The organism is Variovorax guangxiensis, assembly GCF_003952165.1.
GTDB lineage: Bacteria > Pseudomonadota > Gammaproteobacteria > Burkholderiales > Burkholderiaceae_C > Variovorax > Variovorax guangxiensis.
On sequence record NZ_RXFT01000020.1, the window covers coordinates 37,285 to 61,048 of the forward strand.

25 protein-coding genes are annotated in these 23,764 nt (G+C 69.2%); 11 read left to right on the top strand and 14 right to left on the bottom strand.

Annotated features, from left to right (window positions below; all coding sequences use genetic code 11):
* Genes EJP67_RS30470 through EJP67_RS30480 form a run of 3 tightly spaced genes read right to left on the bottom strand, consistent with a single transcriptional unit; the run spans position 1 to position 2,849 of the window.
* A complete protein-coding gene (locus EJP67_RS30470; protein WP_126025451.1) occupies positions 1 to 771 on the bottom strand; it encodes a hypothetical protein in 771 nt (256 codons plus the stop codon).
* Entirely contained in the window at positions 761 to 1,771 is a 1,011-nt protein-coding gene (locus tag EJP67_RS30475) for a hypothetical protein (protein WP_126025452.1), read from the bottom strand. Before EJP67_RS30475 ends, EJP67_RS30470 begins: the two co-directional genes overlap by 11 nt.
* A gap of 49 nt (positions 1,772 to 1,820) precedes the next feature.
* Complete coding sequence (locus EJP67_RS30480) at positions 1,821 to 2,849, bottom strand: glycosyltransferase family 2 protein (RefSeq protein ID WP_126025453.1); 1,029 nt, start codon at positions 2,847 to 2,849, stop codon at positions 1,821 to 1,823.
* 96 nt (positions 2,850 to 2,945) lie between these two features.
* On the opposite strand from EJP67_RS30480, the gene EJP67_RS30485 reads away from it, so the two are divergent.
* Complete coding sequence (locus EJP67_RS30485; protein WP_126025454.1) at positions 2,946 to 4,292, top strand: UDP-glucose dehydrogenase family protein; 1,347 nt, start codon at positions 2,946 to 2,948, stop codon at positions 4,290 to 4,292.
* Here the strand turns inward: EJP67_RS30485 and EJP67_RS30490 are convergent.
* From EJP67_RS30490 to EJP67_RS30500, 3 genes are read right to left on the bottom strand one after another with little or no spacing between them, the layout of a single operon-like run.
* Complete coding sequence (locus EJP67_RS30490) at positions 4,278 to 5,420, bottom strand: CaiB/BaiF CoA transferase family protein (protein ID WP_126025455.1); 1,143 nt, start codon at positions 5,418 to 5,420, stop codon at positions 4,278 to 4,280. The genes EJP67_RS30485 and EJP67_RS30490 overlap by 15 nt on opposite strands.
* A gap of 10 nt (positions 5,421 to 5,430) precedes the next feature.
* A complete protein-coding gene (locus tag EJP67_RS30495; RefSeq protein WP_126025456.1) occupies positions 5,431 to 6,408 on the bottom strand; it encodes a Bug family tripartite tricarboxylate transporter substrate binding protein in 978 nt (325 codons plus the stop codon).
* Between the two features lie 31 nt (positions 6,409 to 6,439).
* Entirely contained in the window at positions 6,440 to 8,131 is a 1,692-nt protein-coding gene (locus EJP67_RS30500) for an acyl-CoA dehydrogenase family protein (protein ID WP_126025457.1), read from the bottom strand.
* 100 nt (positions 8,132 to 8,231) lie between these two features.
* Here EJP67_RS30500 and EJP67_RS30505 point away from each other — a divergent pair, with 100 nt between their 5' ends.
* Positions 8,232 to 9,134: a LysR family transcriptional regulator gene (locus EJP67_RS30505; protein ID WP_126025458.1), complete on the top strand. Its 903-nt coding sequence runs from the start codon at positions 8,232 to 8,234 to the stop codon at positions 9,132 to 9,134.
* Here the strand turns inward: EJP67_RS30505 and EJP67_RS30510 are convergent.
* The 4 genes from EJP67_RS30510 to EJP67_RS30525 form a co-directional block, all read right to left on the bottom strand.
* Positions 9,125 to 10,159 (bottom strand): serine/threonine protein kinase, encoded by a 1,035-nt coding sequence (locus EJP67_RS30510; protein WP_126025459.1) that lies wholly within the window; start codon positions 10,157 to 10,159, stop codon positions 9,125 to 9,127. The genes EJP67_RS30505 and EJP67_RS30510 overlap by 10 nt on opposite strands.
* A 35-nt stretch (positions 10,160 to 10,194) precedes the next feature.
* Complete coding sequence (locus EJP67_RS30515) at positions 10,195 to 11,310, bottom strand: DUF2855 family protein (RefSeq protein WP_126025460.1); 1,116 nt, start codon at positions 11,308 to 11,310, stop codon at positions 10,195 to 10,197.
* 163 nt (positions 11,311 to 11,473) lie between these two features.
* Complete coding sequence (locus EJP67_RS30520; RefSeq protein ID WP_126025461.1) at positions 11,474 to 11,899, bottom strand: organic hydroperoxide resistance protein; 426 nt, start codon at positions 11,897 to 11,899, stop codon at positions 11,474 to 11,476.
* Between the two features lie 106 nt (positions 11,900 to 12,005).
* The gene (locus EJP67_RS30525) at positions 12,006 to 12,461 is read right to left on the bottom strand and encodes a MarR family winged helix-turn-helix transcriptional regulator (RefSeq protein WP_126025462.1); all 456 of its coding nucleotides are present in this window, start codon (positions 12,459 to 12,461) and stop codon (positions 12,006 to 12,008) included.
* A 163-nt stretch (positions 12,462 to 12,624) separates the two neighbouring features.
* Between EJP67_RS30525 and EJP67_RS30530 the strand changes: the two genes are divergently transcribed.
* The gene (locus EJP67_RS30530) at positions 12,625 to 13,686 is read left to right on the top strand and encodes a MerR family transcriptional regulator (RefSeq protein WP_126025463.1); all 1,062 of its coding nucleotides are present in this window, start codon (positions 12,625 to 12,627) and stop codon (positions 13,684 to 13,686) included.
* Here the strand turns inward: EJP67_RS30530 and EJP67_RS30535 are convergent.
* Positions 13,676 to 14,503 (bottom strand): ABC transporter permease, encoded by an 828-nt coding sequence (locus EJP67_RS30535; protein WP_126025464.1) that lies wholly within the window; start codon positions 14,501 to 14,503, stop codon positions 13,676 to 13,678. The two genes, EJP67_RS30530 and EJP67_RS30535, sit on opposite strands and share 11 nt — an antisense overlap.
* A gap of 2 nt (positions 14,504 to 14,505) precedes the next feature.
* A complete protein-coding gene (locus EJP67_RS30540; protein ID WP_240650834.1) occupies positions 14,506 to 15,495 on the bottom strand; it encodes an ATP-binding cassette domain-containing protein in 990 nt (329 codons plus the stop codon).
* Between the two features lie 26 nt (positions 15,496 to 15,521).
* Between EJP67_RS30540 and EJP67_RS30545 the strand changes: the two genes are divergently transcribed.
* The 5 genes from EJP67_RS30545 (at position 15,522) to EJP67_RS30565 (ending at position 19,110) form a co-directional block, all read left to right on the top strand.
* Positions 15,522 to 15,884 carry a hypothetical protein gene (locus tag EJP67_RS30545; protein ID WP_126025465.1) on the top strand — a complete coding sequence of 121 codons (363 nt, stop codon included), beginning with the start codon at positions 15,522 to 15,524 and terminating at the stop codon, positions 15,882 to 15,884.
* An 88-nt stretch (positions 15,885 to 15,972) separates the two neighbouring features.
* Positions 15,973 to 16,815: a hypothetical protein gene (locus tag EJP67_RS30550; protein ID WP_126025466.1), complete on the top strand. Its 843-nt coding sequence runs from the start codon at positions 15,973 to 15,975 to the stop codon at positions 16,813 to 16,815.
* Positions 16,812 to 17,504, top strand: coding sequence for a hypothetical protein (locus tag EJP67_RS30555; protein ID WP_126025467.1), 693 nt, complete (start codon positions 16,812 to 16,814; stop codon positions 17,502 to 17,504). The genes EJP67_RS30550 and EJP67_RS30555 overlap by 4 nt, the downstream gene beginning before the upstream one ends.
* Complete coding sequence (locus tag EJP67_RS30560; protein ID WP_126025468.1) at positions 17,501 to 18,103, top strand: hypothetical protein; 603 nt, start codon at positions 17,501 to 17,503, stop codon at positions 18,101 to 18,103. Before EJP67_RS30555 ends, EJP67_RS30560 begins: the two co-directional genes overlap by 4 nt.
* On the top strand, positions 18,100 to 19,110 hold the full coding sequence (locus tag EJP67_RS30565; protein WP_165909755.1) for a nucleotidyl transferase AbiEii/AbiGii toxin family protein: 1,011 nt from the start codon (positions 18,100 to 18,102) through the stop codon (positions 19,108 to 19,110). The genes EJP67_RS30560 and EJP67_RS30565 overlap by 4 nt, the downstream gene beginning before the upstream one ends.
* Here EJP67_RS30565 and EJP67_RS30570 read toward each other — a convergent pair.
* A complete protein-coding gene (locus EJP67_RS30570; protein WP_126025470.1) occupies positions 19,100 to 19,990 on the bottom strand; it encodes a LysR family transcriptional regulator in 891 nt (296 codons plus the stop codon). The genes EJP67_RS30565 and EJP67_RS30570 overlap by 11 nt on opposite strands.
* 115 nt (positions 19,991 to 20,105) lie before the next feature.
* Between EJP67_RS30570 and EJP67_RS30575 the strand changes: the two genes are divergently transcribed.
* On the top strand, positions 20,106 to 20,762 hold the full coding sequence (locus EJP67_RS30575; protein WP_126025471.1) for a glutathione S-transferase family protein: 657 nt from the start codon (positions 20,106 to 20,108) through the stop codon (positions 20,760 to 20,762).
* Entirely contained in the window at positions 20,759 to 21,751 is a 993-nt protein-coding gene (locus tag EJP67_RS30580; protein ID WP_126025472.1) for a pyridoxamine 5'-phosphate oxidase family protein, read from the top strand. Before EJP67_RS30575 ends, EJP67_RS30580 begins: the two co-directional genes overlap by 4 nt.
* Here EJP67_RS30580 and EJP67_RS30585 read toward each other — a convergent pair.
* Complete coding sequence (locus EJP67_RS30585) at positions 21,709 to 22,860, bottom strand: cytochrome P450 (RefSeq protein ID WP_126025521.1); 1,152 nt, start codon at positions 22,858 to 22,860, stop codon at positions 21,709 to 21,711. The two genes, EJP67_RS30580 and EJP67_RS30585, sit on opposite strands and share 43 nt — an antisense overlap.
* A gap of 112 nt (positions 22,861 to 22,972) precedes the next feature.
* Between EJP67_RS30585 and EJP67_RS30590 the strand changes: the two genes are divergently transcribed.
* On the top strand, positions 22,973 to 23,677 hold the full coding sequence (locus tag EJP67_RS30590; protein WP_126025473.1) for an ArsR/SmtB family transcription factor: 705 nt from the start codon (positions 22,973 to 22,975) through the stop codon (positions 23,675 to 23,677).
* Positions 23,678 to 23,764: the final 87 nt, after the last annotated feature.

Consider the following 23,764-nt stretch of genomic DNA (forward strand, 5'->3'; position numbering starts at 1 on the left):
TCAGGCGTGGTGCCGCACCGGCGGTGCCGAGCCGGGGCGCAGGCGCAGCGCCACGCCGGCCAGCCACATGCCGAGCGCGCCGGTCACGCCGAAGCCGCGCTCGGTGTCGCGCACCTCGCGCATCACCCGCGCGAGCCGCTGCTGCTCGTGCGGCGCCACGCATCGCTGCAGCGTGTGGCTGCACAGCCGGATGTGGCGGTCCTCGTCGGCCATCACGCGCGACAGCAGCGGATGCAGCGCGTGCTGCGGGCCGATCAGCGCGCAGTGGCGCTGCAGGATGCGCGAGGCCATCTGCTCGGCCGCGAGGCCGATGGCGTAGGCCGGCACCAGCCCGCCGTGCGCGAAGTGCGGCGCGTGGCGGCGGATCAGCGCCTGCCAGCGCGCGAGCTTGCGGCGGCTGAACCAGTCGGGCTGTGGCGCTTCTTCCGGCGACGCAGCGGCCTGCGCATTGCCGCCGCGCTCGACGATGGCCTGCGCGAACAGGCGCGCGTGCAGTTGCTCGTCGGCCAGGTGCTGGTCGAGCTGGCGCGCCAGCCACTCGGGCGGCGCGATGCGCAGTTCGCGCTGCAGGGCCTGCTCGGATGACTCCTCGCCCACCAGGTAGAAGCGCAGCAGCAGCATCTCGCCCTCGTTGCTCGCATGCAGCTGGCGCAGCGCGGCGCGCTTGACGTGATGCACCAGCCAGGCTTGCAGCGCGGGCCAGCCGCGCAGCCGCGGCGGCGAGAGGCAGTCGAAGCCGGGCGCGGTGCCGGATGCGGGTTCAGCGGCCATCGGCCTTTGTCTTCGCCGTCTGCGGCTGTTGCTGCTGCCAGCCCAGCACCAGCCCGATGAAGCTGTCCTGCAGGAAGGCGCGCGCGGCCGCGTCGGCACCCGCGAACTCGCGCTGCTGGCCGTCGTAGCGGATGTAGCCCTTGCCGTTGGCGGCGCCTAGAAGCAGCTTCTCGTTCTTGCGGAAGCCGCGCTGCAGCAGGGGCTGCAGCAGCGACTGCGATTCGAGCCCGTACAGGAACAGGTCGCGCTGTACCACCTGGCGCGGGATCTGGCCGCTGAGCGCCTGCAGCTCCAGCGTCCAGTTGCCCTGCTGCATCGCCTCCGCCAGGTCGCGGCCCTTGGCGCCCGGCGCGCGGAAACGCGCGCGCGCCACCGACTTCGAGGCGCGGCTCAGGCCCAGGCCGATGGTGATGTCGGCGTCCCTGGCGCCGTCGGCGCGGTTGTCGTCCACCTGCACGAAGACGTTGGCCAGCCGCGCGGCCAGCGATGGCCTGGCCAGCGCCTCGACGATCTGCTCGGGGGTGAGCATCACGCGTTCGGTGCTGGGCTCGTTCACCGTCACCTTGTACGGATCGATGCGGATGTCGTCGAACTCGCCGCTTACGGGCGAATGCGCATGGCTGCTCACCGACCACTCGGTGCCCGAACGGCTCAGCAGCGCATGGAAGGTCAGCGGCACGCGCTGGCCGTCGCGCGCGCGGCCCGAGCCCTGCAGCAGCACGTCGCCGACGATGGTTTTCTCGGGATAGCTGCGGGTGCTGGCGAAGCGGATGGTGTGCGCCGCGGCGTCGAGCGCGGCGTGGGTGTCGGCGTCGTCCAGTGCGAGGCGGTTGCACTCGCTGCCGCCACCCGCGAGCGCCGCGAATGGGCAGCCGGCGTCGGACTTGAAGTTGAAGACGCCGCGGCCCGCGAAGTCGGCGGCACCAGCCAGCGTGAAGGCGCCCGCGAGCGCGAGGCCCATTGCCGTGCGGCGGACGGAAAGTGAAGAGAAGTTGCGCATGGTCTTTGGTTGTTCTTCTTCTGCGGAAAGGAAAAAAGGCGGGGCTCGATCAGGGCCGGTGATAAGACAGCGCCTGCGCATCGGCATTGGTGCGCCCGGTCGTGTGCCAGCCGATGCCGCGCGCGAACGCGCCCAGCATGTCGACGGCCGAGAAACCGAGGATGAGCGCTACGCCCGCGAGCCAGCGCAGCCCGCGCAGCGGCGGCAGGTCCTGATGGTTCAGCGCCTTCATGCTGAAGCCCAGCCGCGTGAAGAGCACCGCCAGCGGCCCGATCGGGCCGCTCCTCGCGAGCCATTGCCAGCGCGGCGACACGTAGCTGCGCAGCAGGTGCGGCGTGAGCGAATAGGTGTCCTGCCCGCGCATCCAGCGCAGTTTCAGCGCCTCGGCGCGCGTGTCGGGCAGGCGGTGCTCGGTGTGGGCCGCGGCCGCGTAGTGGATGGGCACGCCCGCCGCCTTCAGCCGCATGCCGAGCACTTGGCAGTGCGCGCGGTAGACGCCGTCGAGCGCCTGGTAGCTGTGCGCCTCGAACACGTCGCGGCGGAAGGCCACGTTGTTCGCGTAGAAGTTGCTCGTGGCCCCCGCATGATCGGCGTTGGGGAAGTACATGAAGTCGATGGTGGTGAGGGCCGTGCCCACCACGTTGGCCGCATAGCTGGTGCGGCCGGCCACCACGGTGGGGGCATCGGCACCCTTGGTGAACGGCAGCAGCATCTGCAGCAGCCAGTCGTCGTCGGGCAGGCAATCGGCGTCGGCGAACACCACGTGCGTGCAGCGCTGCGCGTCGGTGGCCGCGAAGCCGGCGTTCTTGGCGTCGTAATAGCCGGTGCTCGTGTCGATGCGCACGAAGTCGATGGGGCGGCCGGCGAGCGCGCTCACGGCCTCGCAGGTGGCAGGGCTCAATCCGTCGTGCGTGATGACCACCTGCGCGAGCGCGCTCAGCGGCAGCTTCTGTTTCGCCAGCAGGGCGACGAGGCGTTGCAGGCTTTCGCCCGCCCTGGCCTCTGCATCGGCGCCGCCGCGCAGGTTGTTGGTCTCCAGGACCAGCGCGCAACGCGCGGCAACTTGATCGGGCATCATCGAATTTTCCTGTCCGGACATCGTTTTGAAGGCTTGCATCCTGCTTTTATCGCACAACCGCGCCCGCCACCAGTGCCGCACGCCATGGGGCCGTCCATGAAGGTGACCATCTTCGGCGCGGGCTACGTGGGCCTGAGCTTCGCCGCCTGCCTGGCCGAGGCGGGCCATGAGGTGCTCTGCGCGGACGCCGATCCGGCGCGCATCGAGGGCCTGCAGGGCGGCCGGATGCCGCTGCACGAGCCCGGCCTGGAAGCGCTGGTGGCCTCGGGCGTCGCGGCGGGCACGCTGCGCTTCACCGCCGACGAGCGCGCGGCCTGCGAGCATGGCGACCTGCTCTTCATCGTGGTGAACACGCCGGCCGATGCGCAGGGGCGGGTCGACCTGCGGCACGTCATCGCGGTGGCCGCCGCCATCGGGCGGCACCGCGACCGCGACGCGCTGGTGGTCTGCAAATCGACCGCGCCGGTGGGCACGGCCGCGCAAGTCGAGGCCGTGCTGGGCGGCGAGCTTGCGCAGCGTGGCGCGAGGCACCGCATCGCGGTGGCGGTGAACCCCGAGTTCCTGCGCGAAGGCTCGGCCGTGCGCGATTGCCGGCAGCCCGACCGCGTGGTGATCGGCAGCGAAGATCCATGGGCCATCGGGCTGCTGACCAGGCTCTACGCGCCTTTCATTCAAGACCCGCAAAGGCAGCTGCTCGTGATGGACCGCCGCTCGGCCGAGCTCGCCAAGTACGCGGCCAACGCGATGCTCGCCACCCGCATCAGCTTCATGAACGAGATGGCGCGCGTGGCCGAGCAGGCGGGCGCCGACATCGAGGCGGTTCGGCGCGGCATCGGTGCCGACCGGCGCATCGGGCCCGACTTCCTGCAGGCCGGCGTGGGCTATGGCGGCTCCTGCCTCGCGAAGGACGTGCGGGCGCTCACGCATGCGGCCGAACGTGCGGGCCATGCGCTGCGCATCCTTTCCGCCGTCGCTGCCACCAACCACGAGCAGAAAGGCAGGCTCTTCGAGCTGATGTCGCGGCACTTCGGCGGCACGCTCGCGGGCCGGACCATCGCCGTGTGGGGCCTGGCCTTCAAGGCCGACACCGACGACATGCGCGACGCGCCCAGCCTCGTGCTGCTGGAACGCCTGTGGGCGGCCGGCGCGCGCGTGCGGGCCTACGACCCTGCCGCGATGCCGAATGCGCGCGGCATCGTCGGCGAGCGCGACGACATCCACTGGTGCACCACCGCGCAGGAGGCGCTGCAAGGAGCCGATGCGCTGGCCGTGGTCACCGAGTGGGAGGAGTTCCGGCGGCCCGACTTCGCGCAGCTCGCCGGCGAGTTGAACGCGCCGCCCACCATCTTCGACGGGCGCAATCTCTACGATGCAGCGCAGGCCGAGTCGGCGGGCATCGCCTACTACGGCATCGGCCGGGGCCGGTCGTCAATGCTGCGCTGAGTCTTCCGAAGGCACAAAGGCATCGCCCGGCGTGAGCGGCGCATGCCGGTAGCTGGCCGGTGTGCGGCTCAGCTTTACCGGTGCGCCTATGCCGCGGTAGCCGCCGGGCATCTCCACCACCATCTCGCGATGAAGCGTGTGCGGATGCTGCAGCGCTGCATCCACCGGCAGCACCGGCGCGGCGGGCACGCCGGCGGCCATGAGTTGATCGACCAGCGCGCGGCCATCGAAGGCGGCCATCGCGGCCTCGAGCCGCTGCTTGAGCTGCGCGCGATTCACCGAGCGCGAGCCGGCCGTGCGGAAGAGCGGGTCTTCAGCGAGTTCGGGCAAGCCGATGCAGCGGCACAGGCTCGCGAACTGCCGGTCGTTGCCCACCGCCACGAACACCGGGTCGGTGCCCGTGGCCAGCGCGTCGTAGGGATAGATGTTCGGATGCGCGTTGCCGGTGCGGCGGGGCTCGGTGCCGTCCATGAACCAGTTGGCGGCATGCGGATGCAGCAGCGACAGGCCGCTGTCGTACAGCGCCGCCTCCACGAACTGGCCGCGGCCGCTGCGGTTGCGCTCCTGCAGCGCGAGCAGCACGCCGATCACCGCGTTGAGGCCGGTCACCATGTCCACTACCGGCAGGCCGACGCGCAGCGGGCCGCCGTCGGCCTCGCCGTTGATGCTCATGATGCCGGTCATGGCCTGCACGGCGGCGTCGTAGCCCGGCAGCGCGCCCAGCGGGCCGTCGGCGCCGAAGCCCGAGACGCGGCACCACACGAGGCGCGGGAAGCGCTTCGACAACTCCTCGTAGCCGATGCCCCAGCGTTCCATGGTGCCGGTCTTGAAGTTCTCGATCAGCACGTCGGCCTCGGCCACCAGCGCGAGCAGCGCCCCGCGGCCTTCCTCGGTCGAGAAGTCGAGGTGCTGCACGCGCTTGTTGCGGTTGAGCCCGTGGTAGTACGAGGCCACGCCTTCCCTGAAGGGCGGGCCCCAGGTGCGCGTGTCGTCGCCCTGGGGCGGCTCGACCTTGAGCACGTCGGCACCATGGTCGCCGAGGATCTGGCCGCAGTAGGGGCCGCCGAGGATGCGGGAGATGTCGAGTACGCGGATGCCGGCGAGGGCGCCCTTGGAGGCCTGGTTCATTTCGGTGTTCTCAATCGAGCTGCGCGCCGGACTTCTTCACGACGTCCTTCCACTTCACCGATTCGCCAGCGATGAACTGCCCGAGCTTCTGCGGCGATGTATCGGCCGGCACTTCGAGGCCCTGCGCCGCGAACATCTGCTTCACCTTCGGCGAATTCAGCACCTCGGCGAACGCATGGTTGAGCTTGTTCACGCGGTCGGCGGGCGTGCCGGCCGGCGCGACGATGCCGAAGAACACGCTCACGTCGTAGCCCTTGTAGCCCTGCTCGGAAATCGTCGGCACGTCGGGCAGTGCCTGCGAGCGCGCCACGGTGGCCACGCCCAGCGCGCGCAGCTTGCCGGCCTTGACGTAGGGCAGCGCGGTGAGGATGTCGGTGAAGGTCATGCTGACCTGGTTGCCCAGCAAGTCGTTGAGCGCGGGGCCCGTGCCCTTGTAGGGAATGTGCTGCAGGTCGGTGCCCGCCACCGAATTGAAGAGCACCCCCGCGAGGTGCGACGAGGCGCCGTTGCCCGACGAGGCATAGCTGAGCTTGCCCGGGTTGGCCTTGGCGTAGGCCACCAGCTCCTGCACGTTCTTCACCGGCAGCGTGGGGTTGACCACCAGGATGTTCGGCAGGTAGCCGACCTGGATCACCGGCGCGAAGCTCTTCACCGGGTCGTAGTTGATCTTGCGGTACAGGCTCGAATTGATGGCCAGTGGGCCCGAGGTACCGAACAGCAGCGTGTGGCCGTCGGCCTCGGCGCGCGCCACGTACTCGGCGCCGATGTTGCCGCCGGCGCCCGCGCGGTTCTCCACGATCATGGGCTGGCCGAGGCGGTCCTTCATCTCGGCGGCGAGCGTGCGCGCCATCGCGTCGGTCGGCCCGCCGGGCGGGAAGGGCACGACCAGCATCAGGGGCTTGGAGGGAAAGGCATCGGCCGCTTGCGCAGCGGGCATGGCCGCCATCAGCGAGGCGCATGCGGCCAGCAGGAAGGTGAAGCGTTTCAAGGGTGTCTCCGTTTTATTGAAAGAAGAGGGCTCAGGCGGGCACCGCCGCCGACGAGGCCGCCGCGGCGTTCCAGTCCGCCGGCATCGCGTCGGGCGAGAGCGGATCGCGCGGCAGCACGCGGTGCAGCAGCACCAGCTGCGCCCAGCGCAGGCGCGCCGTGGAGCCGCCGCGCGCGGCCTCCCAGGCCATGGCGATGGCGCTGGTGCAGTGGTAGAGGGCGGAGGCGGCCTGGCGCGCGAGCACGTCGCCGCCTTCGCGTGCGGCGGTCTCGGTGAGCGCGGCGGCACGGTCCAGCGCGTCGCGCAGGGCCTTGGCGAAGGCGGGAGCCAGCGCCGCATCTGCAAGCAGCTTCTCGCAGTGCGCGCGCAGCACCGGCAGCGAGCCTTCGCGCTTCACCGCGCGGATCACGTCCAGCGCCACGATGTTGCTCGTACCTTCCCAGATCGATCCCAGGTGGGCGTCGCGCACGAGCCGCGCGTCGCTCCATTCCTCGATGTAGCCGCAGCCGCCGCGCACCTCCATCGCGTCGCCCGTGACCTTGCGCGCATCCCGGCAGGCGCGGAACTTGATGAGCGGCGTGAGGATGCGCAGCAGCGCGTACGCATCGGGCTCGCCCGCGTCGGAGCGCGCGAGCGCCAGCGCCGTCTGGCACACCATGGTGCGGGCCTGTTCGGCGGGCAGGCGCAGCTTGTCGAGCTGGCGCTGCATCAGCGGCATCTGCTCCAGCGTGCGGCCGAAGGCGCGGCGCTCGGATGCGATGAACTCGGCCTCGGCCACCGCGCGGCGCATCAGGCCGGCGGCGCGCACGCCGTTCGACAGGCGCGAGTTGTTGACCATGTCGGCCATCTGCACGAAGCCGCGGCCTTCCTCGCCCACCAGCCAGGCGGTGGCGCCTTCGAGGCGGATCTCGCCGCTGGCCATGGAGCGCGTGCCGAGCTTGTCCTTCAGCCGGATGATGCGGTAGCTGTTGAGGCTGCCGTCGTCGAGCCGGCGCGGCAGCAGGAAGAGCGACACGCCCTTCATGCCCTGCGGGCCGTCATCGGCGCGCGCGAGCACCATCGCGAAGTCGGCGTCGGGGTTGGAGCAGAACCACTTGTCGCCCGTGAGGCGCCAGCTGCCGTCCGATTCGCGGCGGGCCAGCGTGGCGGTGGCGGCGATGTCGGAGCCGGCGGCCTGTTCGGTCATGAACATCGCGCCCTGCGCGAGTTCGTCGAAGTCGAGCGAGGTGAGGCGCGGCAGGTATCTGGCGACCAGTTCCGGGCTGCCAAACTTCTTCAGCGTGCGCGTGAGCGAGTCGGTCATCGACACCGGGCAGCACAGGCCGAACTCCGCCTGCACGAACAGGTAGGTCAGCACGTACTTGACCAGCGGCGGCATCCTGCCCTTCCAGCCCAGCGTGTCGTCACGGTGCGAGATGGCGGCCAGGCCGAATTCGGCGAGCGCGAGGCGCTCCATTTCCACGTAGGCGGGGTGCTTGACGATCTTCTGCTCGTCCAGGCCGGTGCGCGTGCGTTGCTTCAGCACGGGCGGGTTGCGGTCGGCGGTGCCGGCCAGCTCGTCGATCAGGCCGCCCGCGAGGCCGCCCAGGCGCTCGAAGTGCGGCTGCATGTGGCGGCGCAGGTCGTCGGGCAGGTAGAGCGCGAGCAGCGCGTGCAGCTCGGCGTCGGTGGTGAAGAGGTTCTGGCCGTGGCGATCGGGGATCGGATGGGCGTGCTCTGCCATGCGCTTTGTCTCCTTGAGTCTCTGGTTTGGCGCATTGTTGAAGCCGGAACGATCCGTGTCTAATATCGATTTGGTCTTGTTCGATTCGATCTGACTATCCATGGAACTGCGTCACCTGCGCTATTTCTCCGTGCTCGCCGAGGAGCTGCACTTCGGGCGGGCGGCGCGGCGGCTGTCGATCTCGCAGCCGCCGCTGTCGGTGGCCATACGGCAGCTCGAAGACAACGTGGGCGCGCGCCTCTTCGAGCGCAACAGCAAGGAAGTACGGTTAACGCCCGCGGGCGAGGCGCTGCGGGTTTCGGCGCGCCGGTTGCTCCTGCAGGCCGAGGAGGCCGCCATCGAGGCGCGCGACGTGGCGCTGGGGTCGGCCGGGCGGCTACGCATCGGCTTCGTCGGCGCGATGCTGTACCGGGGCCTGCCGCAGGCGCTGCGCGCCTTCCAGGCGAAGCACCCGGCGGTGCGCATCACGCTGAGCGAACTCAATTCGGGCATGCAGGTCGCCGAGCTGCTGAACGACCGGCTCGACCTGGGCTTCGCCCATACGCACCGCGTGCCGGACGAGCTGCAGCACCGGCTGCTGCTGTCGGAGCCCTTCGTGGCCTGCTTGCCCGCCGGGCACGCATTGGCGCGCAAGCGCGTGCTGGCACCGGCCGACCTGCGCGAGCAGCCCTTCGTGCTGTTCTCGCGCGAGGTCTCGCCCGACTATCACGAGCGCATCCTGAGCATCTGCGCCGACGCGGGCTTCTTGCCCGAGGTACGGCACGAGGTGCGGCACTGGCTCGCGGTGGTCTCGTGGGTGTCGCAGGGGCTGGGCGTGGCGCTGGTGCCGCAGGCGATGCGGCATTCGGCCTTGCGCGGCGCGGTGTTCAGGCCGCTCGACAGGGCCGTGGCGCAGTCGGAGGCCTACGGCATCTGGCGCAGCGGGCCGGCCAATGTGCTGGTCGAGCGGCTGCTGGAAGGCGTGGCCGAAAGCCTCGCCGCCACCCGCGGCGATCAGGCGTAGAGCGGCTCTTCCGCCATCTGCTCGCACTGCTCCTCGAGCATGAGGATCTGCCCCTTCCAGTAGTCGCTGGAGCCGAACCACGGGAAGTTGATCGGGAAGATCGGGTCTTCCCAGCGCCGCGCCAGCCAGGCGCTGTAGTGGATGAGGCGCAGCGTGCGCAGCGGCTCGATCAGCGCCAGCTCGCGGCGGTCGAACTCGCGGAACTGCTCGTAGCCGTCGAGCAGGCCCGACAGCTGCGCGGTGCGCTGCGCGCGGTCGCCCGACAGCAGCATCCACAGGTCCTGCACCGCGAAGCCGGTGCGCGCGTCGTCGAGGTCGACGAAGTGCGGGCCGCCGCCGGGACGGTCGGTGGGCGTCCAGAGAATGTTGCCGGGGTGCACGTCGCCGTGCAGGCGCAGCTTGCGGGGCTGGAAGTCGGCCGAAGGCGGGCTGGCCGCAAGCGCGGTGGCGCCGATCATGTCCAGCGCCTCGTTGCAGGCTTTTTCCCAGTCGCGCTGCACGTCGAGCGGGATCTTGTCGTTGGCGAGCAGCCAGTCGCGCGAGGCGATGCCGAAGGTCTGCAGGTCGAGCGCGGGCCGGGCCTCGAAAGGCCTGGCGCTGCCCACCGTATGGATGCGCGCCAGGAAGCGGCCCACCCATTCGAGCACTTCGAAATCGTCGAGCTCGGGCGCGCGGCCGCCTCGGTAGGGGCTCACGCTGAAGGCGAAGCCGGCGTGGTGGTGCAGCGTCCTGCCGTCGAAGGCCAGCGGGGGCACGGCAGGCACCTCGGCGGCGGCCAGTTCGAGCGAGAAGCCGTGCTCTTCGAGTATCTCGGCCTCACTCCAGCGGCCGGGGCGGTAGAACTTGACCACCACCACGCTGCGGTCTTCCAGGTGGACCTGGTAGACACGGTTCTCGTAGGAATTCAGGCCGGTGAGCCGGCCGTCGCCGTACAGGCCGAGCGTCGCGAGCGCGTCGAGCACCACGTCGGGCGTGAGGCTCTCATAAGGATGTGTGTTCGCGGGCGCCGCGGAAGATTGGGTCATGCGGCGATTGTCGTCGCCGCGCGATGCCCCTGGCGTCAGCCTGCGGCGGACTGCTTGCAAAGGGACAGGATGTGGCCGGTGCGCGGATCGCCCTTGCCCGCCAGCACCTGCGCGTAGGCGGCCTGCACCGCCTCGCCGCCGTTGTGATGCTCGGCATGCAGCCAGGGGGCCTTCGCATCAGTGACGGTGGCCATGAAGTCGTGCCAGGCCGCGACCATGCGGCGGCCGAACTCCTCGGGGCCCCATTCGGCGGTTCGCTTCTTGATCTGCGCCGGCGCGAAGAACAGCGTGGCGCGCGGCCCCGCCAGATCCTTGCCCGCGCCCTTGGACGCGAGCTGCTCGACGTGGGTGCCGCCGATGGAACTGCTGTACTTCAGGTTGGTGAAGCGCTCGTGGATGGCGTTGCGCAGCGTGCCGTTGCCGGCGAAGTCGACGTACACGCAGGGCGTGTCGGCCGCGATGCTGTCGAGCGCGTCGTAGGTCACCACGCGGTCGTAGCAGCCAAGGCTCTCGCAGAACGCCACGTTGGCGGGCGAGGTGAGGCCGATCACTTCGATGCCCTCGCGCTTGTGCATCTGGAAGGCGGTGCCGTAGGCCGTCTTGCTCGATGCACTGGACAGCAGCATGGTGTCGGCGCCGAAGAAATCGTTGTCGGCCATGAAGTCGTCGACCAGCCACGAGGTGATGAACAGCGGGCGCAGCAGGGCCTGGATGTCTTCGGTGCCGGCCGTGTAGAGCGGGTCGCTCGCGCAGCGGAAATACTGGTTGTAGACGGCGGGCAGCTCGGCGCGGTGCGGCGCCATGTCGGTGAAGCGCTCGGGCGAGAGCCGCCCGGGGCTCAGCACCGTGCTGGAGGCCATCGGCCAGTAGCCGTAGAGCCGCTCGCCCACAGGCACGCCCGGGTGCAACGACTGCACCACGCTCGCGAAGCCCCACACAGGGATGCTGCCCCAGCCTTCCTCGCCGCTCGGGAAGAACTGCCAGTAGCTCATCGCGTCGCCGAAGGCGGCATACGTGATGTTGTTGGAAGTGAGCGCGAAGCTGTCGATGCGCACGCGCACCTGGCCGTCCGCGAGTGCTTCGTCTGTGGCGGTGTGGAGGCGCGTGGTGGAAAGCTGGTCTTTGCGGATGAGGAGGCTGGTGGTGCTCATGAGCGTGGCTCCTGGCGGTTGTGGTGTTCGCCTACGTTAGCCAAGCTTGATGAAAGGCGCCATCGCGCAGCCGTGTTTGGCGTCACCCGTGAGACATCGGCGGGCATGAAAAAAGCGGCCCGGCTTGGGGCCGGGCCGCTTCGGGTTCGCTTGTACGCGAGGCTCAGGCGATGCTGAGTTCGACGTCGATGTTGCCGCGCGTGGCGTTCGAGTACGGGCAGACCTGGTGCGCCGTGTCGACCAGCTTCTGCTTGGCCTCGGCATCCAGGCCGGGCAGCGTGATCGCCAGCTTCACGGCGATGCCGTAGGCGGCGCCGCCGTTCGTCGGGCCAAGCGAAACGCTGGAGTCGATGGCGACGTCTTCCGGCACCTTCACGCCGATCTTCGGGCCGACGGCCTTCATCGCGCCGATGAAGCAGGCGGCATAGCCGACCGCGAACAGCTGCTCGGGGTTGGTACCGGGCTTGCCGGAACCGGGCGAGCTCAGCTTGACGTCGATCGCGCCGTCGCTGGACTTGCCTGCGCCGTCACGGCCGCCGACCGTGTGGGCTTCTGCGGTGTAGAGCACTTTGTCGAGCTTGGTGGTCATGGTGATTCCTTTGGTGGTGATGAAGTTGAAGGGAGGGTGGTGAAAAGGCTTCGTTCTCTTTCCTTGCGGAGGTGGAGCGGAGCGGGAGAAAAATGTGGCGCTGCCGTCAGGCTGCCTTCCTGATGCGGTCGCGCAGCGCCTGGATCTGCTGGGTGAGGGAAACCAGCTCGGGCACCGAGCACTCGGCCGCGGCCATCAGGCAGGCCGGCACGCTGGATGCGCGGTTCTTGAGCCTGCGGCCCGCCGCAGTCAGCGTGATGTGCACGCGCCGCTCGTCGGCCACGTCGCGCACCCGTGCCACGTAGCCGTTGGCTTCCAGGCGCTTGAGCAGCGGCGTGAGCGTGCCCGAATCGAGCGAGAGGCGCTCGCCGAGCTCGGAGACCATGAGGCCGTCCTGCTCCCAGAGGGCGAGCATCACGAGGTATTGAGGGTAGGTGAGCTGCAGCTTCTCGAGCACCGGCTTGTACAGCCGGGTCATGGCCAGCGAAGCGGAATAGACGGCGAAGCACAGCTGGTTGTCCAGCTTCAGCATTTCGTCGGCGTTGATGGCGGTGGAGCGCATGGGCTGAATTGTAGCGAGCAATTAGATTGTGTGCAATGTAATTTGAAAATGTCAGTATCGAGGTGAGGTCAGGGCACATGAAACCCGGTTTTCGTGTCGGCCTGTTGACCCGGCCCCAGGGACAGCCCTTACAAAGGCAGACTCGTCGAAAAAGGTTCTCATCGTGCGATCCAACACCCGATTTCTCAGCCCGTCCGAAGCCGCAAGGCGGCTCGGCGTGTCAGCCAAGGCCCTGCGGCTCTACGAGCAGCGTGGTCTGGTGGAGCCCGAGCGGACCGCTGCAGGCTGGCGTGTCTATGGCCCTGAGCAGATGGCCCGTGCCGCCGAAATCGTCGCGCTTCGAGCGCTCGGCTTCAGCCTTGCTCAGGTGGGGCGAGTGTTGCAAGGCGACCCGCAGGGGCTGGAGCAGACATTGGCGGCTCATCAAGCGGCGTTGGAGGCGCAGTTGCATGGGCTGTCAGGTGCGGTCGAGAAAATCCGCAGCCTGCGAAGCGACCTGTTGCAAGGCCGGACCCCGACCGTCGATCAACTTGCGGAGCTGCGTGCTCCGGCTCCCGAGGTCCGCGCCGCATTCGAGCTCCCCTGGCCCTGGGGCGGCGAGCCTTTCGAACTGCGCGACATCCGTGCGCTGAACTACATCATCGGCCCGCTGGGCAGCGGCAAGACCCGGTTCGCGCACAGCCTTGCGCAGGCGCTGCCAGACGCGGTCTTTCTGGGATTGCAGAGGCTTGAAGAAACCGAAGTGGCCGCGGCAAAGGCAAGACTGCACGCCGACAACCGGCTGAAGTCGAGAGTCAACGAGGCCTTGGCCTGGCTCGCGGAAGACGGTGCCGCGCCATCGGCCGCCTTGTCGGTGCTGCTCTCCGAACTCGAAGCCGAAGGCTCCGCCACACTCATCGTGGACATGATCGAGCAAGGCCTGGACCAGCCCACGCAGGAGGCCCTGATCGCCTGGCTGCGCCGAAGAGCCCCCGGCGCACGGCCGATGTTCATGCTCACCCGCTCCTGCGCGATCCTCGACCTGTCCGCCGTGGGTCCTGACGAAACCATCATTCTTTGTCCCGCCAACCACAGCCCGCCGATGCAGGTCGCACCGTATTCCGGCGCACCCGGCTACGAAGCGGTCGCCACCTGCCTGGCCTCGCCGGAAGTGCGCGCGCGGACGGCGGGCGTCATCGCGTGGTTTCCGCCGGGCCGCGTAGAGGCCGCTGCTGCTACGCCCTGAACCTCTTTCGCGTCAGCCCCAGCGCAATCCAGAACGCCACCACCGCATACACCGCCAGCACCACCGCGTGCACCCACCAGCCGGCGGGCCACTGATCCATGAAGAGCGGCCGCACCAGCGCCACGGCATTCGTCAGCGGCAGCCACGCGGCCACTGCCTGCACGGCGGCGGGCAACTGCTCCAGCGGAAAGAACACCCCGCTCAGGAACATCATCGGTGTCATGAACAGCGTGAAGTAGTAGGTGAAGAAGTCGTACCCCTTCGCCAGCGCATTGAAGATCAGCGCGATCGAAGAGAAGGTGATGCCCGCGCCGATCAGCACCATCCACGCGACGATGAGCTTCGGGCTGTGGCTGATGCCCAGCCCCAGCATCACGAAAAGGATGGCCGTCACGGTGAAGATCGACTTGAACGCCGCCCACAGCATCTCCGCCAGCACGATGTCGTCCAGGCCCACAGGCGCGTTCATGATGCCGTCCCAGGTCTTCTGCACGTGCATGCGCGAGAAGGCCGAATAGAGCGCCTCGAAGCTGGCCGCGTTCATCGCGCTCATGCAGATCGATCCGCTCGCGAGAAACAGGATGTACGGAACCTTCACGCCGTCGACCGACACCTGCCCCACCAGCGCGCCCATGCCGTAGCCGAAGGCCACGAGCCAGATCAGCGGTTCGGCGATGTTGCCGATCAGGCTCGGTATGGCGAGCTTGCGCCACACCAGCAGGTTGCGCAGGAACACGGGCCACCAGCGCAGCGAGAGCTGGGGCGGGCGCCACGGTGAGGGCGAAGGGGGCGCGATTGTGGTGGTCGTCGTGTTCATGTCTAGCCATCTTCACGAATCTGGCGACCCGTGAGCTTCAGAAAGAGGTCTTCGAGATTCGCGGGCCGGTGGAAGGTGCGCAGCCCGCCGTGCCGCGTCAGCGCATCGAGCAGCCGCCGCGCGTCCTGAGTGTAGAAGAACACCGTCTCGCCGCTGACTTCCACGCGCGCCGCCATCGCCTTCAGCTCGGCCGACCCGGCCAGCGAGAGCGCGCCGTTGCCATACACCTCGACCACGTCGGGCTCCAGGTGCTCGGCGATCAGGTCGCGCGGGCGGCCCTCGGCGATCTTGCGGCCGTGGTCCAGTACCAGCAGGCGCGAGCACAGGCGCTCGGCCTCGTCCATGAAGTGCGTGGTCAGCAGGATCGACTTGCCCTGCTGCAGCAGCACCTGCAGCCGCTCCCACATCAGGTGCCGCGCCTGCGGGTCGAGCCCGGTGGTGGGTTCGTCCAGCAGCAGCAGTTTCGGGTCGTTGACCAGCGCGCGCGCCAGCGAGAGCCGCCGCCGCATGCCGCCCGAGAGCTCGCCCGGCTTCGCGTCGGCCTTGTGCGAGAGCGCCGCGAACTCCAGCAACTGCGGCACGCGCGCGCGCACCTGCGCCTTGCTGAAGCCGAAGTAGCGGCCGTACACCACGAGGTTCTCGGCGCAGCTGAAGTCCGGGTCCAGCGTGTCGAACTGCGAAACCACGCCCAGCTGCGCCTTGATCGCCAGCGCATCGCGCGGCATCTGCAGCCCCAGCGCCGAGATCTCGCCGCCGTCGGGCGCGGTGAGGCCCAGGCACATGCGGATGGTGGTGGTCTTGCCGGCGCCGTTCGGGCCGATCACGCCGAGGCACTCGCCGGGTGCGATCTCGAACGACAGGTCGTTCACGACCGTGGTGTCGCCATAGCGCTTGTGCAGATGGCTGGCGTGGAAGAGGGGAGGCGGGGCGGAGGAAGAGGGTGTAGGCGGCACGCGGCCATTCTGACGCAGCCGGACGCGGGGCGTGCCCATCGCTTCAATCGATGGACAATCCACCGATGTCCAGAGCAATTTCATGGTGCGTGTTGTGCCTGGCCGCGGTGGCGGCCCAAGCCGTGACGGCGGCTCCCGCCGATGGCAAGCGATGCGAGGAGCTCCATGCGGTCGCGAATGCGAGCCCTGGCTTCGTTCCGCGCTACGGCGCCGTCGTGGTCGGCACCGGCCGGGCCCGCCTCTACACCGCGCCCGACGCGGCCTGCGACAGCGGCAAGTTCCTGATTCCGAAGGACCGCGTCACCGTCTACACGCCGTACAAGGAATGGGTTCAGGTTATGTTCATCCACCCGAAGACCGGCGAGGACACCATGGGCTGGATGCCCGACAGCCGCCTGAAGACGACGGGCACCATGGGCCCTCGATAACCCGGGTCGGAGCGTGTTCCCGGCGGCCCCACAATCTCTGCTCCATCAACGGATGAATGTCTGGCATTGCACGGGGGGAGGCCCAAGGATGCTGCGTTTCTGGTTGGCCCTGGCGGCCTTGCTGCTGCTCGGCGCCTGCGCACCTTTTCACCGGCCCTTGGCGGCCGCGGACCGCAACAAGGTCCAGGAAGTCGACGTGCGCGTCGTCGTCGCGCAGGAGAGCTTCATGTTCTCCGCGCAGGCGCCCGGCGTGAGCGCCGCCACGGGCGGCGGGCTCATCGGCGCGCTCATCGATTCCTCCGTGCAGCAGTCGCGCCAGAAGGACATGAGCGCCGAGGTGCAGTCCATCGTCGGCCCGCTGCTCGACTACGACTACCGCGCCGAGGCGGCCCGGGCGCTCGAGGCGCAGCTCGGCGAGCCGTCTTCGTTCCCGCTGAAGATCCGCTCCGCGCGGCTGCTTCCGGCCATGCCCGTCAAGGCCGAGCACGAGGCCCGCATCGCCGCCACGAAGAACGGTCCCGCCTACATGGTGCTGTTGCTGCAGTACGCGCTGGAGCCCGGCCTGGGCGCCTTCACCACGCGCACCTCGGCCCTGCTCTGGCAGGACGGCAGGAGCGAGCCCAGCTACCGTGCCGCCGCCATCTTCCAGACGCCCGTGGGCGGCGTCGCGCGCGCCACCGTCATCCGCCGCCTCACCGCCGATGACGGGCAGGTGCTGCGCGGCATGATGCGCGAGTCGATGACGCAGACGCTGCATGCGGTGGCGCTGGACATCGCCGGCGCGCGCTCGGGCGCGGTGAAGACCGCGCGCTTCAACGTCAATGGCTCATGGGTGACGCTGGCCGGCCAGAGCTTCGACGAGCGGCCGGGCCGCGTGCTGTTCCGCGACCAGGACGGTGCTCTCTACTCGGTCAGGAGCGCCGCGCCATGAGGCCGCTGCGCCACGCCTGGAGGCCGGCCGCTTTCAGCGCCCTGTGCATGCTCGGCGCCACGCCGGGCATCTCGCACGCGCTGACCGAGACCGAGCCGCTTCCCATGGTCTACGAAGCGGCACCCGAGCCGGCCGAGCGGCCCAACAGCACGCCCGCCCCTGTGCTGCGCGTAGCCAGCGGCTGCACGCTGTATCTGCCGAAGATCGACGACATGCGCCTGAACAAGGTCAGCGTCGGCAACCTGACGTTGATGCTGCCCACGCTGCACGCCACGCCGGTGAAGGTGCAGTCCATCCGTGCCGGCGGCGATCCGGTCGAGTGGGCGCGCAGTGCGCTGCAGTCCGCGAGCCGCTACGGCCTGCAGGTGGTGAGCGCCGCGCCGCCCTCGACGGGCGCTGCTGCGAGGCAGGTCACGGCCGACGTCGCGCTGCGCCTGGCGCATTCGTGGTCGTCGGGCCTCAACCTCGTCTCGCACGTCGTGCTGCAGGCCAGCTACCGCATGCCCGGCGCCGAGCCCGTGATGCGCCAGTACCACGGCATGGGCACGCGCGCGAACTGGGCCAGCGGCAATGGCGAATTCATGTCGGTGCTCAATCTCGGCATGGAAGAAGCGGTGCGCGGCATGGTCGCCGACACGGCCGCGCTGTGCGACGGCAAGCCTCTGCCAGATCGGGGGGGCGCGCCATGAACACGATTCCGCGGCCGCTGAAAGGCCGGCTCGAACTCCACTTGACTTGCGGCGCAATGGATGCCGCGCGGATTCCTTTCTTCGTCGAAGTCTGCGAGCAGGTGGGGCTCAAGCCGCTGCTGATCGACCTCGCCCACGGCCAGCAGAAGCAGCAGCCCATGGCCACCACCTGGCTGCGCGGCGACCTCGCCGAGGCGAAGGCCGAGGCGATGGCGCTCGCGCAGTGGCTGGCGCGCGCGGGCATGGCCGTGCTGCGCGTGAAGGTCGAGGCCCCCATCCAGGGTCACGAGTGCCTGAGCCGGCCCGACGAGTACTTCGAATGGCACGGCAAGCTGCGCGTGCACGACGCCTCCGCGTTGCAGCACCTGTGCGAGACGCACGGCGCGCGCCTCTCGCGCAACAGCCTGAAGGACGAGACGGACGTGCGCTTCGCCACCCTGCGCAGCCGCGAACCGCTGGACGGGTTCAAGGCTCGGGTCGCGGCACTGACCGGCCAGTTGGAGCGCCAGGGCTGGCCGCTGCTGAAGCAGGAGACGGAGATCTGCCTGCTCGACAGCCGCGAGTCGATGGACGCGGGATGGCTGGAAGCAGCTGCATGATGGCCCGTGTGACGCAGACCGGCATCGAGCGTGAGGCCGAACGCACGGGCGCATCGGTCGAGCAGGTTCGCGAACTCGTCCTGCTGGAAGGTTTCATGCGACGGGCGGCATGGGTCGGCGGCCCCTTCATGCTCAAGGGCAGCCTCATCACGCGCCAATACCTGAGCGGGCCGGCGCAGGACAACGAACGCCTGTCGCGCGACATCGACTGGGTGTGCATCGAGCCTTTCGACCGCGAGCGCAGCGCCCGGCAGCTGAATACGTGGGCGCAGTCCGTGACCACGGTGCATCTCGATGATGGCCTGCACTTCCGTTCGTTCATCGACAACGCGTTCTGGCGAATGATCGACTACGCGATGGACGACGACTTTCCCACCGTGAGCACCGACATCGACGGCTGTGTGCTCGATGGCGAATCGGAAACGGCTCTTCACCGCTTTCGGCTGGATGTGAGCTTCAACCTGAAGCTCGACCCTCCGCCTGTCGCGTTGCACTACGTGCCATGCCTCGGAGAGGCGTTCCAGCTGCCGAGCACCTGCGCGCTCGATCTGCAGATCGCCTGGAAGCTTCACCAGTGCCTGGTGCGGCCGCGCTTCAAGGATCTGCTCGACCTGATGTGGCTGGTGCCGCACAACGCCATCGACGCCGATGCCGTCGGCCGTGCTTTGCGCGCTGAGTGCGCTCAGGACAAGGCGGACGCCGGGCGGCTGCGTTACCTGCTGAACGGCGACATGCCGCGGCACCCGGTATTTCCGGGCCAACGGGCCGTGAAGACGATGGCGCAAGCCTGGGAATGGTGGCGGCACGGGACTCTGCCCAACAAGGCGGGGCCGGGGCAGGCGGTGGCGTTCATCGGTGAGCCTGCCAGCACCTGCGTATCGCGGGTCGATGCGTTGCCTGACCGGCTCGAGACGTTTCTCGCTCAACTGCACGAGGCCTTGCATGGCCTGGTCGAGACGCTGTTGTCCGAACTGCAGCTACGCCAGGGCGCAGGGTTCAAAGCCTGAGCCCCTCAAACTCCATCTTCATCCACTCGATGAACGCCCGAGTGCGCGCCGGCAGCAGCCGCGCATTCGGATAGATCACGCTCACCGGCCGCGGTGGCGGCTCGAAGTCTTCGAGCACCAGCTTCAGCCGGCCCCGTGCCACGTGCGGCATCACCTGGTACGAGAAGAAGGTGCCGAAGCCCATGCCCGCGGCGCACGATTCGATGGCGGGCGCGAGGTGGTTGAATTCCAGCCGGTTGTCGGGCGTCACGCTGATCGCCTTGCCGCCCTCGTAGAACTGCCACTGTGCCGGCGCATCGACGCGGCCGCGCACGCACGGGGCGCCGTTCAGTTCGCGCGGGTGCGTCGGTGTTCCGTGCTGCGCAAGGTAGTCGGGGCTCGCTACCAGCACGCGGCGGATGGTGCCCATGGTCTGGGCGACGAGCGAGGAATCTTCCAGCGGGCTGATGCGGATTCCCACGTCGATGCCTTCATCCAGCAGGTTCACGGTGCGGTCGTACAGCCGCACGCTGCAGCGCACTTTTTCGTAGCGCTTCATGAAGCGCACGATGGCAGGTGCCACGTACATGTGGCCGAAGAGCACCGGCGCGGTGATGGTGAGCTGGCCGGCGGGCTCGCGCGCCTCGGCTTTCAGCGCGAGGTCGGCGGCATCGGCCGCGAGCAGCACCTCGCGTGCGCTCGGCAGGTAGCTGCGCCCCTCCTCGGTGAGCGAGAGGCGGCGCGTGGTGCGGTGGAACAGGCGCACGCCCAGGTGCGCCTCCAGCGCGGCGAGCGAGCGCACCACCGCGGGCAGCGATGTGCCCAACGCCTCGGCGGCGCGGGTCAGGCTGCCCTGGTCGGCGATCTGAACGAAGGTCTGCATGGCCTTGAAGCGATCCATGGGGCGATTAAACCGGAAAACGCAGCAGTCAAATACAGGAAAGGCTATTCATTCATTCGGTGCAAGAGAGAAGAATCCGGTCCATGCCCCACCTCTTTGCAGAAAAGGAATTGCCATGACCGCCGTCCGTCCCGCCCAGCCCATCAAGCTCTACGGCTCCCCCATCTCGGGCCATGTGCATCGCGTGCGCCTGTTTCTCACGATGCTCGGCCTGCCCTTCGAGAGCATCGATCTCGACATGCGCAAGCGCGAGAACCGCACGCCGGAGTTCCTGGCGCGCAACCCCTTCGGGCAGGTGCCGGTGATCGAGGACGGCGACCTGACGCTGGCCGATTCCAACGCCATCCTGGTCTATCTCAATGAGCGCTATTCGCCCGATCCGTCGCGCTGGATGCCGCGCGACGCGGTCGGCGCGGCCCGCGTGCAGCGCTGGTTCTCGGTGGCGGCCGGTCCGCTGGCCTATGGCCCGGCGGCCGCGCGGATCATGGTGCTGTTCGGACACACGACCGATCCGACCGACACCGTGAAGCGCTCGCACGCGCTGCTCTCGGTGATGGAAACGCATCTGCAGCAGCTGCCCTTTCTCGCGGGTCCCAATGCGACCCTGGCCGACATCGCGAACTATGCCTATGTGGCGCACGCGCCCGAAGGCAGCGTTTCGCTCGACGGCTATCCGAAGGTGCGTGACTGGCTGGCGCGCGTGGAAGCACTGCCGGGCTTCGTGCCGATGGTGCGCTCGCGCGTCGGACTCGCCGCGGAGGCCGGCTCATGATCGCCGCGCCCTTCCATGCCGGCGAGCGCGCGCTGCAGGCGCTGGCGGGTTCGCGCGAGCAGATGGAGGTCGCCGGCCCGCGCGTCATCCGCGACTACATGCCCGACCAGCATCGCGAGTTCTTCTCGCTGCTGCCGTTTATCGTGGCCGGCAGCCTCGACGCCGATCTGCAGCCCTGGGCCAGCGTGCTCGCCGGGCCCACCGGCTTCGTGCACTCGCCCGATGCCACGCACCTGCGCGTCGATGCGCTGCCCACGGCGGGCGATCCGCTCATCGGCCAGCTGAAGCAGGGCGCCACGCTGGGCCTGCTCGGCATCCAGCCTCAGACACGGCGGCGCAACCGCATGAACGGCACGGTGGAGGCGCTCGATGAAGCGGGTTTCACCGTCGCGGTGCAGCAGAGTTTCGGCAACTGCCCACGCTATATCCAGGCGCGCGAGCCGGAGTTCGTCGCGCCGCGCGGCGGCGATGCGGCGCCCGCGCAATGGCTGGACAAGCTGGACCTCGCGGCGCATCGCCTCATCGGCAGCGCCGACACGCTGTTCATCGCCACAGCCTATCCCGACGAAGCCGCGACGGGTGACGAGGCCGACGCGAGCTCGCACGGTGTCGACGTGTCGCACCGCGGCGGCCGTCCGGGCTTCGTGCGCATCGACGGCGACGACACGCTCGTGCTGCCGGACTTCAACGGCAACCGCTTCTTCAACACGCTGGGCAACCTCGCCGTGCATCCGCGCGCGGGCCTGCTGTTCGTCGACTTCGACAGCGGCGACCTGCTGCACGTGGCGGCCACAGCCGAGATCGTGTGGAACGGCCCCGAGGTCGATGCGTTCGAGGGGGCGGAGCGGCTGGTGCGCTTCCGCGTCACGCACGCGCTGCGCCGGCCGGGCGCGCTGCCGCTGCGCTGGGGCGATGCGCAGCTGTCGCCGCACCTCGCGGGCACCGGTCAGTGGAACACGGGGATGCGCCCGTTGGCCGACGGCCGGTAGCTCCAGCCGCGCAGGCGCTGCGCATCGAGGTCGGCTGCATGCTGCTGCAGCAGCGTGTGGAGGCTGGCGGCGGCCAGCGTGCAGGCCAGCGCCTGTCCCGGACAGGCGTGCATGCCGTGGCCGAAGCCGAGCATGCGGCGCCGTTCGCGCAGGGGCATGAACCGGTCGGGCTCGGGGTTGAACGCCGGATCGCGGTTGGCCGATGCCAGCAGCACCAGCACCGTGTCGCCCGCAGCCACGTCGGTGCCGGCGATGGTCACGGCCTCTGCGGCGAAGCGCCGCGTGTTCTGCACCGACGGATCGTGGCGCGCGGTTTCCTCGACGACGGCCTGGAGGCCACCGCGCGTGCGGGCCGAGGGCCGCAGCGACGGCTCGCGCATCAGTGCGATCAGGCTGTTGCCGACCAGTCCGGCCGTGGCGTCGCAGGTCTGCGAGAGCAGGCCTGCGAGGTTCGCGAGCAGTGAGCGCGACAGGGGCGCATCGCCGCCTGCGCTTTCTGCCATCACCGCGGCGAGCAGCGTGCCGTGCCGCGGCGCATTGCCGGTCGCCAGGACTTCGAAGCGCGCCATCAGCTCCGCGGCGGCAGTGCTCGCGCGCTGCAACTGTTCGAGCGTGGAAAGCGGCGACAGGCAGGCCACGAAGTCGCGCATCCACCGGTCCACCTGCGGCAGCGCATCGTCGGCAAATCCGAGCAGGTGCGCGGCGGACTGCACCGGCATCGAGAACAGCGTGTCGGAAAGCGGCTGCTGCCGAGGCACGCGCTGCGCGAGCTGCAGGGCGGATGCGTACACCGCGTTCATGTCGAGCCCGGCGAGCGCGCGTTGCAGCGCGGGCCTGTGGGCCTGATGCGCGGCACCGTCGTTCATTCGGACCAGGTGACCGAAAACCTCGCCGGCCGGGCTGCCCACGATGGCGCGCGGCACGGCCTCGGCGGCCGGCCGCACGCGCAAGGCACCGTGGGCCTGCAGCACCTGTTCGACCACGTCCGCGCGGCTCGCGACCCACAGGCGCAGCTTCTCGTTCCACGCGAGCGGCGGTCCGTCGCGGAGGGCGGCGTAGTACGGGTAAGGATCGGCATGCGTGGCAGCCGCAACCGGATCAGCGGGCATGGCGGAGGGCGTGGGGCTCGTGTTCGTCATGGCGCCAGTGTGCGGTCGAAGCTGCGGCCACACTTCGCCCGTGAACGAAGTGTGGCGTGCGCCGCCGTCTTAGGATGGGCGCATGGACGACACCCTTTCCTCATCCGCCGACTTTCAGCTCGCCCGCCTGGCCGGCGCGATCGCCGAGCCGGCGCGCGCCCGCATGCTGAGCTGCCTGATGGACGGCCACGCGCGCACCGCCACCGAGCTCGCTACCGTCGCCGAGGTGGCAGCCTCCACCGCCAGTGCACACTTGGCGCGCCTGAAGGAAGAGCGGCTGGTCGACGTGCTGGTGCAGGGCAAGCACCGCTATTTCCGCCTCGCCAACGACGACGTCGCTTCCGCGCTCGAAAGCCTGATGGTGGTGGCCGGCACCCCACGCACGCCACCCGCGCCCGAGTTCAAGCCCAGCACGCCGAGCCGCCTGCGCAGCGCCCGCACCTGCTACGACCACATGGCGGGCACGGCCGGCGTCGCGCTGCACGACCGGCTGCATGCGCAGGGCTGGCTCAGCGGATTGCACAGCGGCTCCTACGAACTCACGCCCGATGGTGCGATCGCGCTGGAGAGCCTGGGCGTGGAGATCGACGAGGTGCGCCGCTCGCGCCGCCGCTTCGCCTGTGCCTGCCTCGACTGGAGCGAGCGCCGCCCGCACTTGGGCGGCGCGCTGGGCGCGGCGTGGCTGCAACTCTCGTTGAAACGGGGATGGGTGCGGCAGGAGCTGGATGGGCGGGCGCTCACGCTGACGCCGAAGGCGCAGCGGGAGATGCCGGAGCTTTTTTCCTGATCGAGCGGCCCAAGGCAGCAGACACTGCGGAACCGGCTTCGCCGGGCCGCAGGTGTCGCCCCCGGAATGGGGGGCGCAGCGACACGA

Excerpts from the sequence above, each read along its gene's own strand:
- EJP67_RS30560 (WP_126025468.1), top strand. The coding sequence starts at position 17,501 with ATGAACACGATTCCGCGGCCGCTGAAAGGCCGGCTCGAACTCCACTTG.
- EJP67_RS30535 (WP_126025464.1), bottom strand. The coding sequence starts at position 14,503 with ATGAACACGACGACCACCACAATCGCGCCCCCTTCGCCCTCACCGTGG.
- EJP67_RS30545 (WP_126025465.1), top strand. The coding sequence starts at position 15,522 with ATGTCCAGAGCAATTTCATGGTGCGTGTTGTGCCTGGCCGCGGTGGCG.
- EJP67_RS30510 (WP_126025459.1), bottom strand. The coding sequence starts at position 10,159 with ATGACCCAATCTTCCGCGGCGCCCGCGAACACACATCCTTATGAGAGC.
- EJP67_RS30520 (WP_126025461.1), bottom strand. The coding sequence starts at position 11,899 with ATGACCACCAAGCTCGACAAAGTGCTCTACACCGCAGAAGCCCACACG.
- EJP67_RS30570 (WP_126025470.1), bottom strand. The coding sequence starts at position 19,990 with ATGGATCGCTTCAAGGCCATGCAGACCTTCGTTCAGATCGCCGACCAG.
- EJP67_RS30500 (WP_126025457.1), bottom strand. The coding sequence starts at position 8,131 with ATGGCAGAGCACGCCCATCCGATCCCCGATCGCCACGGCCAGAACCTC.
- EJP67_RS30505 (WP_126025458.1), top strand. The coding sequence starts at position 8,232 with ATGGAACTGCGTCACCTGCGCTATTTCTCCGTGCTCGCCGAGGAGCTG.
- EJP67_RS30555 (WP_126025467.1), top strand. The coding sequence starts at position 16,812 with ATGAGGCCGCTGCGCCACGCCTGGAGGCCGGCCGCTTTCAGCGCCCTG.
- EJP67_RS30490 (WP_126025455.1), bottom strand. The coding sequence starts at position 5,420 with ATGAACCAGGCCTCCAAGGGCGCCCTCGCCGGCATCCGCGTACTCGAC.
- EJP67_RS30585 (WP_126025521.1), bottom strand. The coding sequence starts at position 22,860 with ATGCCCGCTGATCCGGTTGCGGCTGCCACGCATGCCGATCCTTACCCG.
- EJP67_RS30550 (WP_126025466.1), top strand. The coding sequence starts at position 15,973 with ATGCTGCGTTTCTGGTTGGCCCTGGCGGCCTTGCTGCTGCTCGGCGCC.
- EJP67_RS30475 (WP_126025452.1), bottom strand. The coding sequence starts at position 1,771 with ATGCGCAACTTCTCTTCACTTTCCGTCCGCCGCACGGCAATGGGCCTC.
- EJP67_RS30575 (WP_126025471.1), top strand. The coding sequence starts at position 20,106 with ATGACCGCCGTCCGTCCCGCCCAGCCCATCAAGCTCTACGGCTCCCCC.
- EJP67_RS30580 (WP_126025472.1), top strand. The coding sequence starts at position 20,759 with ATGATCGCCGCGCCCTTCCATGCCGGCGAGCGCGCGCTGCAGGCGCTG.
- EJP67_RS30515 (WP_126025460.1), bottom strand. The coding sequence starts at position 11,310 with ATGAGCACCACCAGCCTCCTCATCCGCAAAGACCAGCTTTCCACCACG.
- EJP67_RS30525 (WP_126025462.1), bottom strand. The coding sequence starts at position 12,461 with ATGCGCTCCACCGCCATCAACGCCGACGAAATGCTGAAGCTGGACAAC.
- EJP67_RS30540 (WP_240650834.1), bottom strand. The coding sequence starts at position 15,495 with ATGGGCACGCCCCGCGTCCGGCTGCGTCAGAATGGCCGCGTGCCGCCT.
- EJP67_RS30565 (WP_165909755.1), top strand. The coding sequence starts at position 18,100 with ATGATGGCCCGTGTGACGCAGACCGGCATCGAGCGTGAGGCCGAACGC.
- EJP67_RS30470 (WP_126025451.1), bottom strand. The coding sequence starts at position 771 with ATGGCCGCTGAACCCGCATCCGGCACCGCGCCCGGCTTCGACTGCCTC.
- EJP67_RS30485 (WP_126025454.1), top strand. The coding sequence starts at position 2,946 with ATGAAGGTGACCATCTTCGGCGCGGGCTACGTGGGCCTGAGCTTCGCC.
- EJP67_RS30590 (WP_126025473.1), top strand. The coding sequence starts at position 22,973 with ATGGACGACACCCTTTCCTCATCCGCCGACTTTCAGCTCGCCCGCCTG.
- EJP67_RS30480 (WP_126025453.1), bottom strand. The coding sequence starts at position 2,849 with ATGATGCCCGATCAAGTTGCCGCGCGTTGCGCGCTGGTCCTGGAGACC.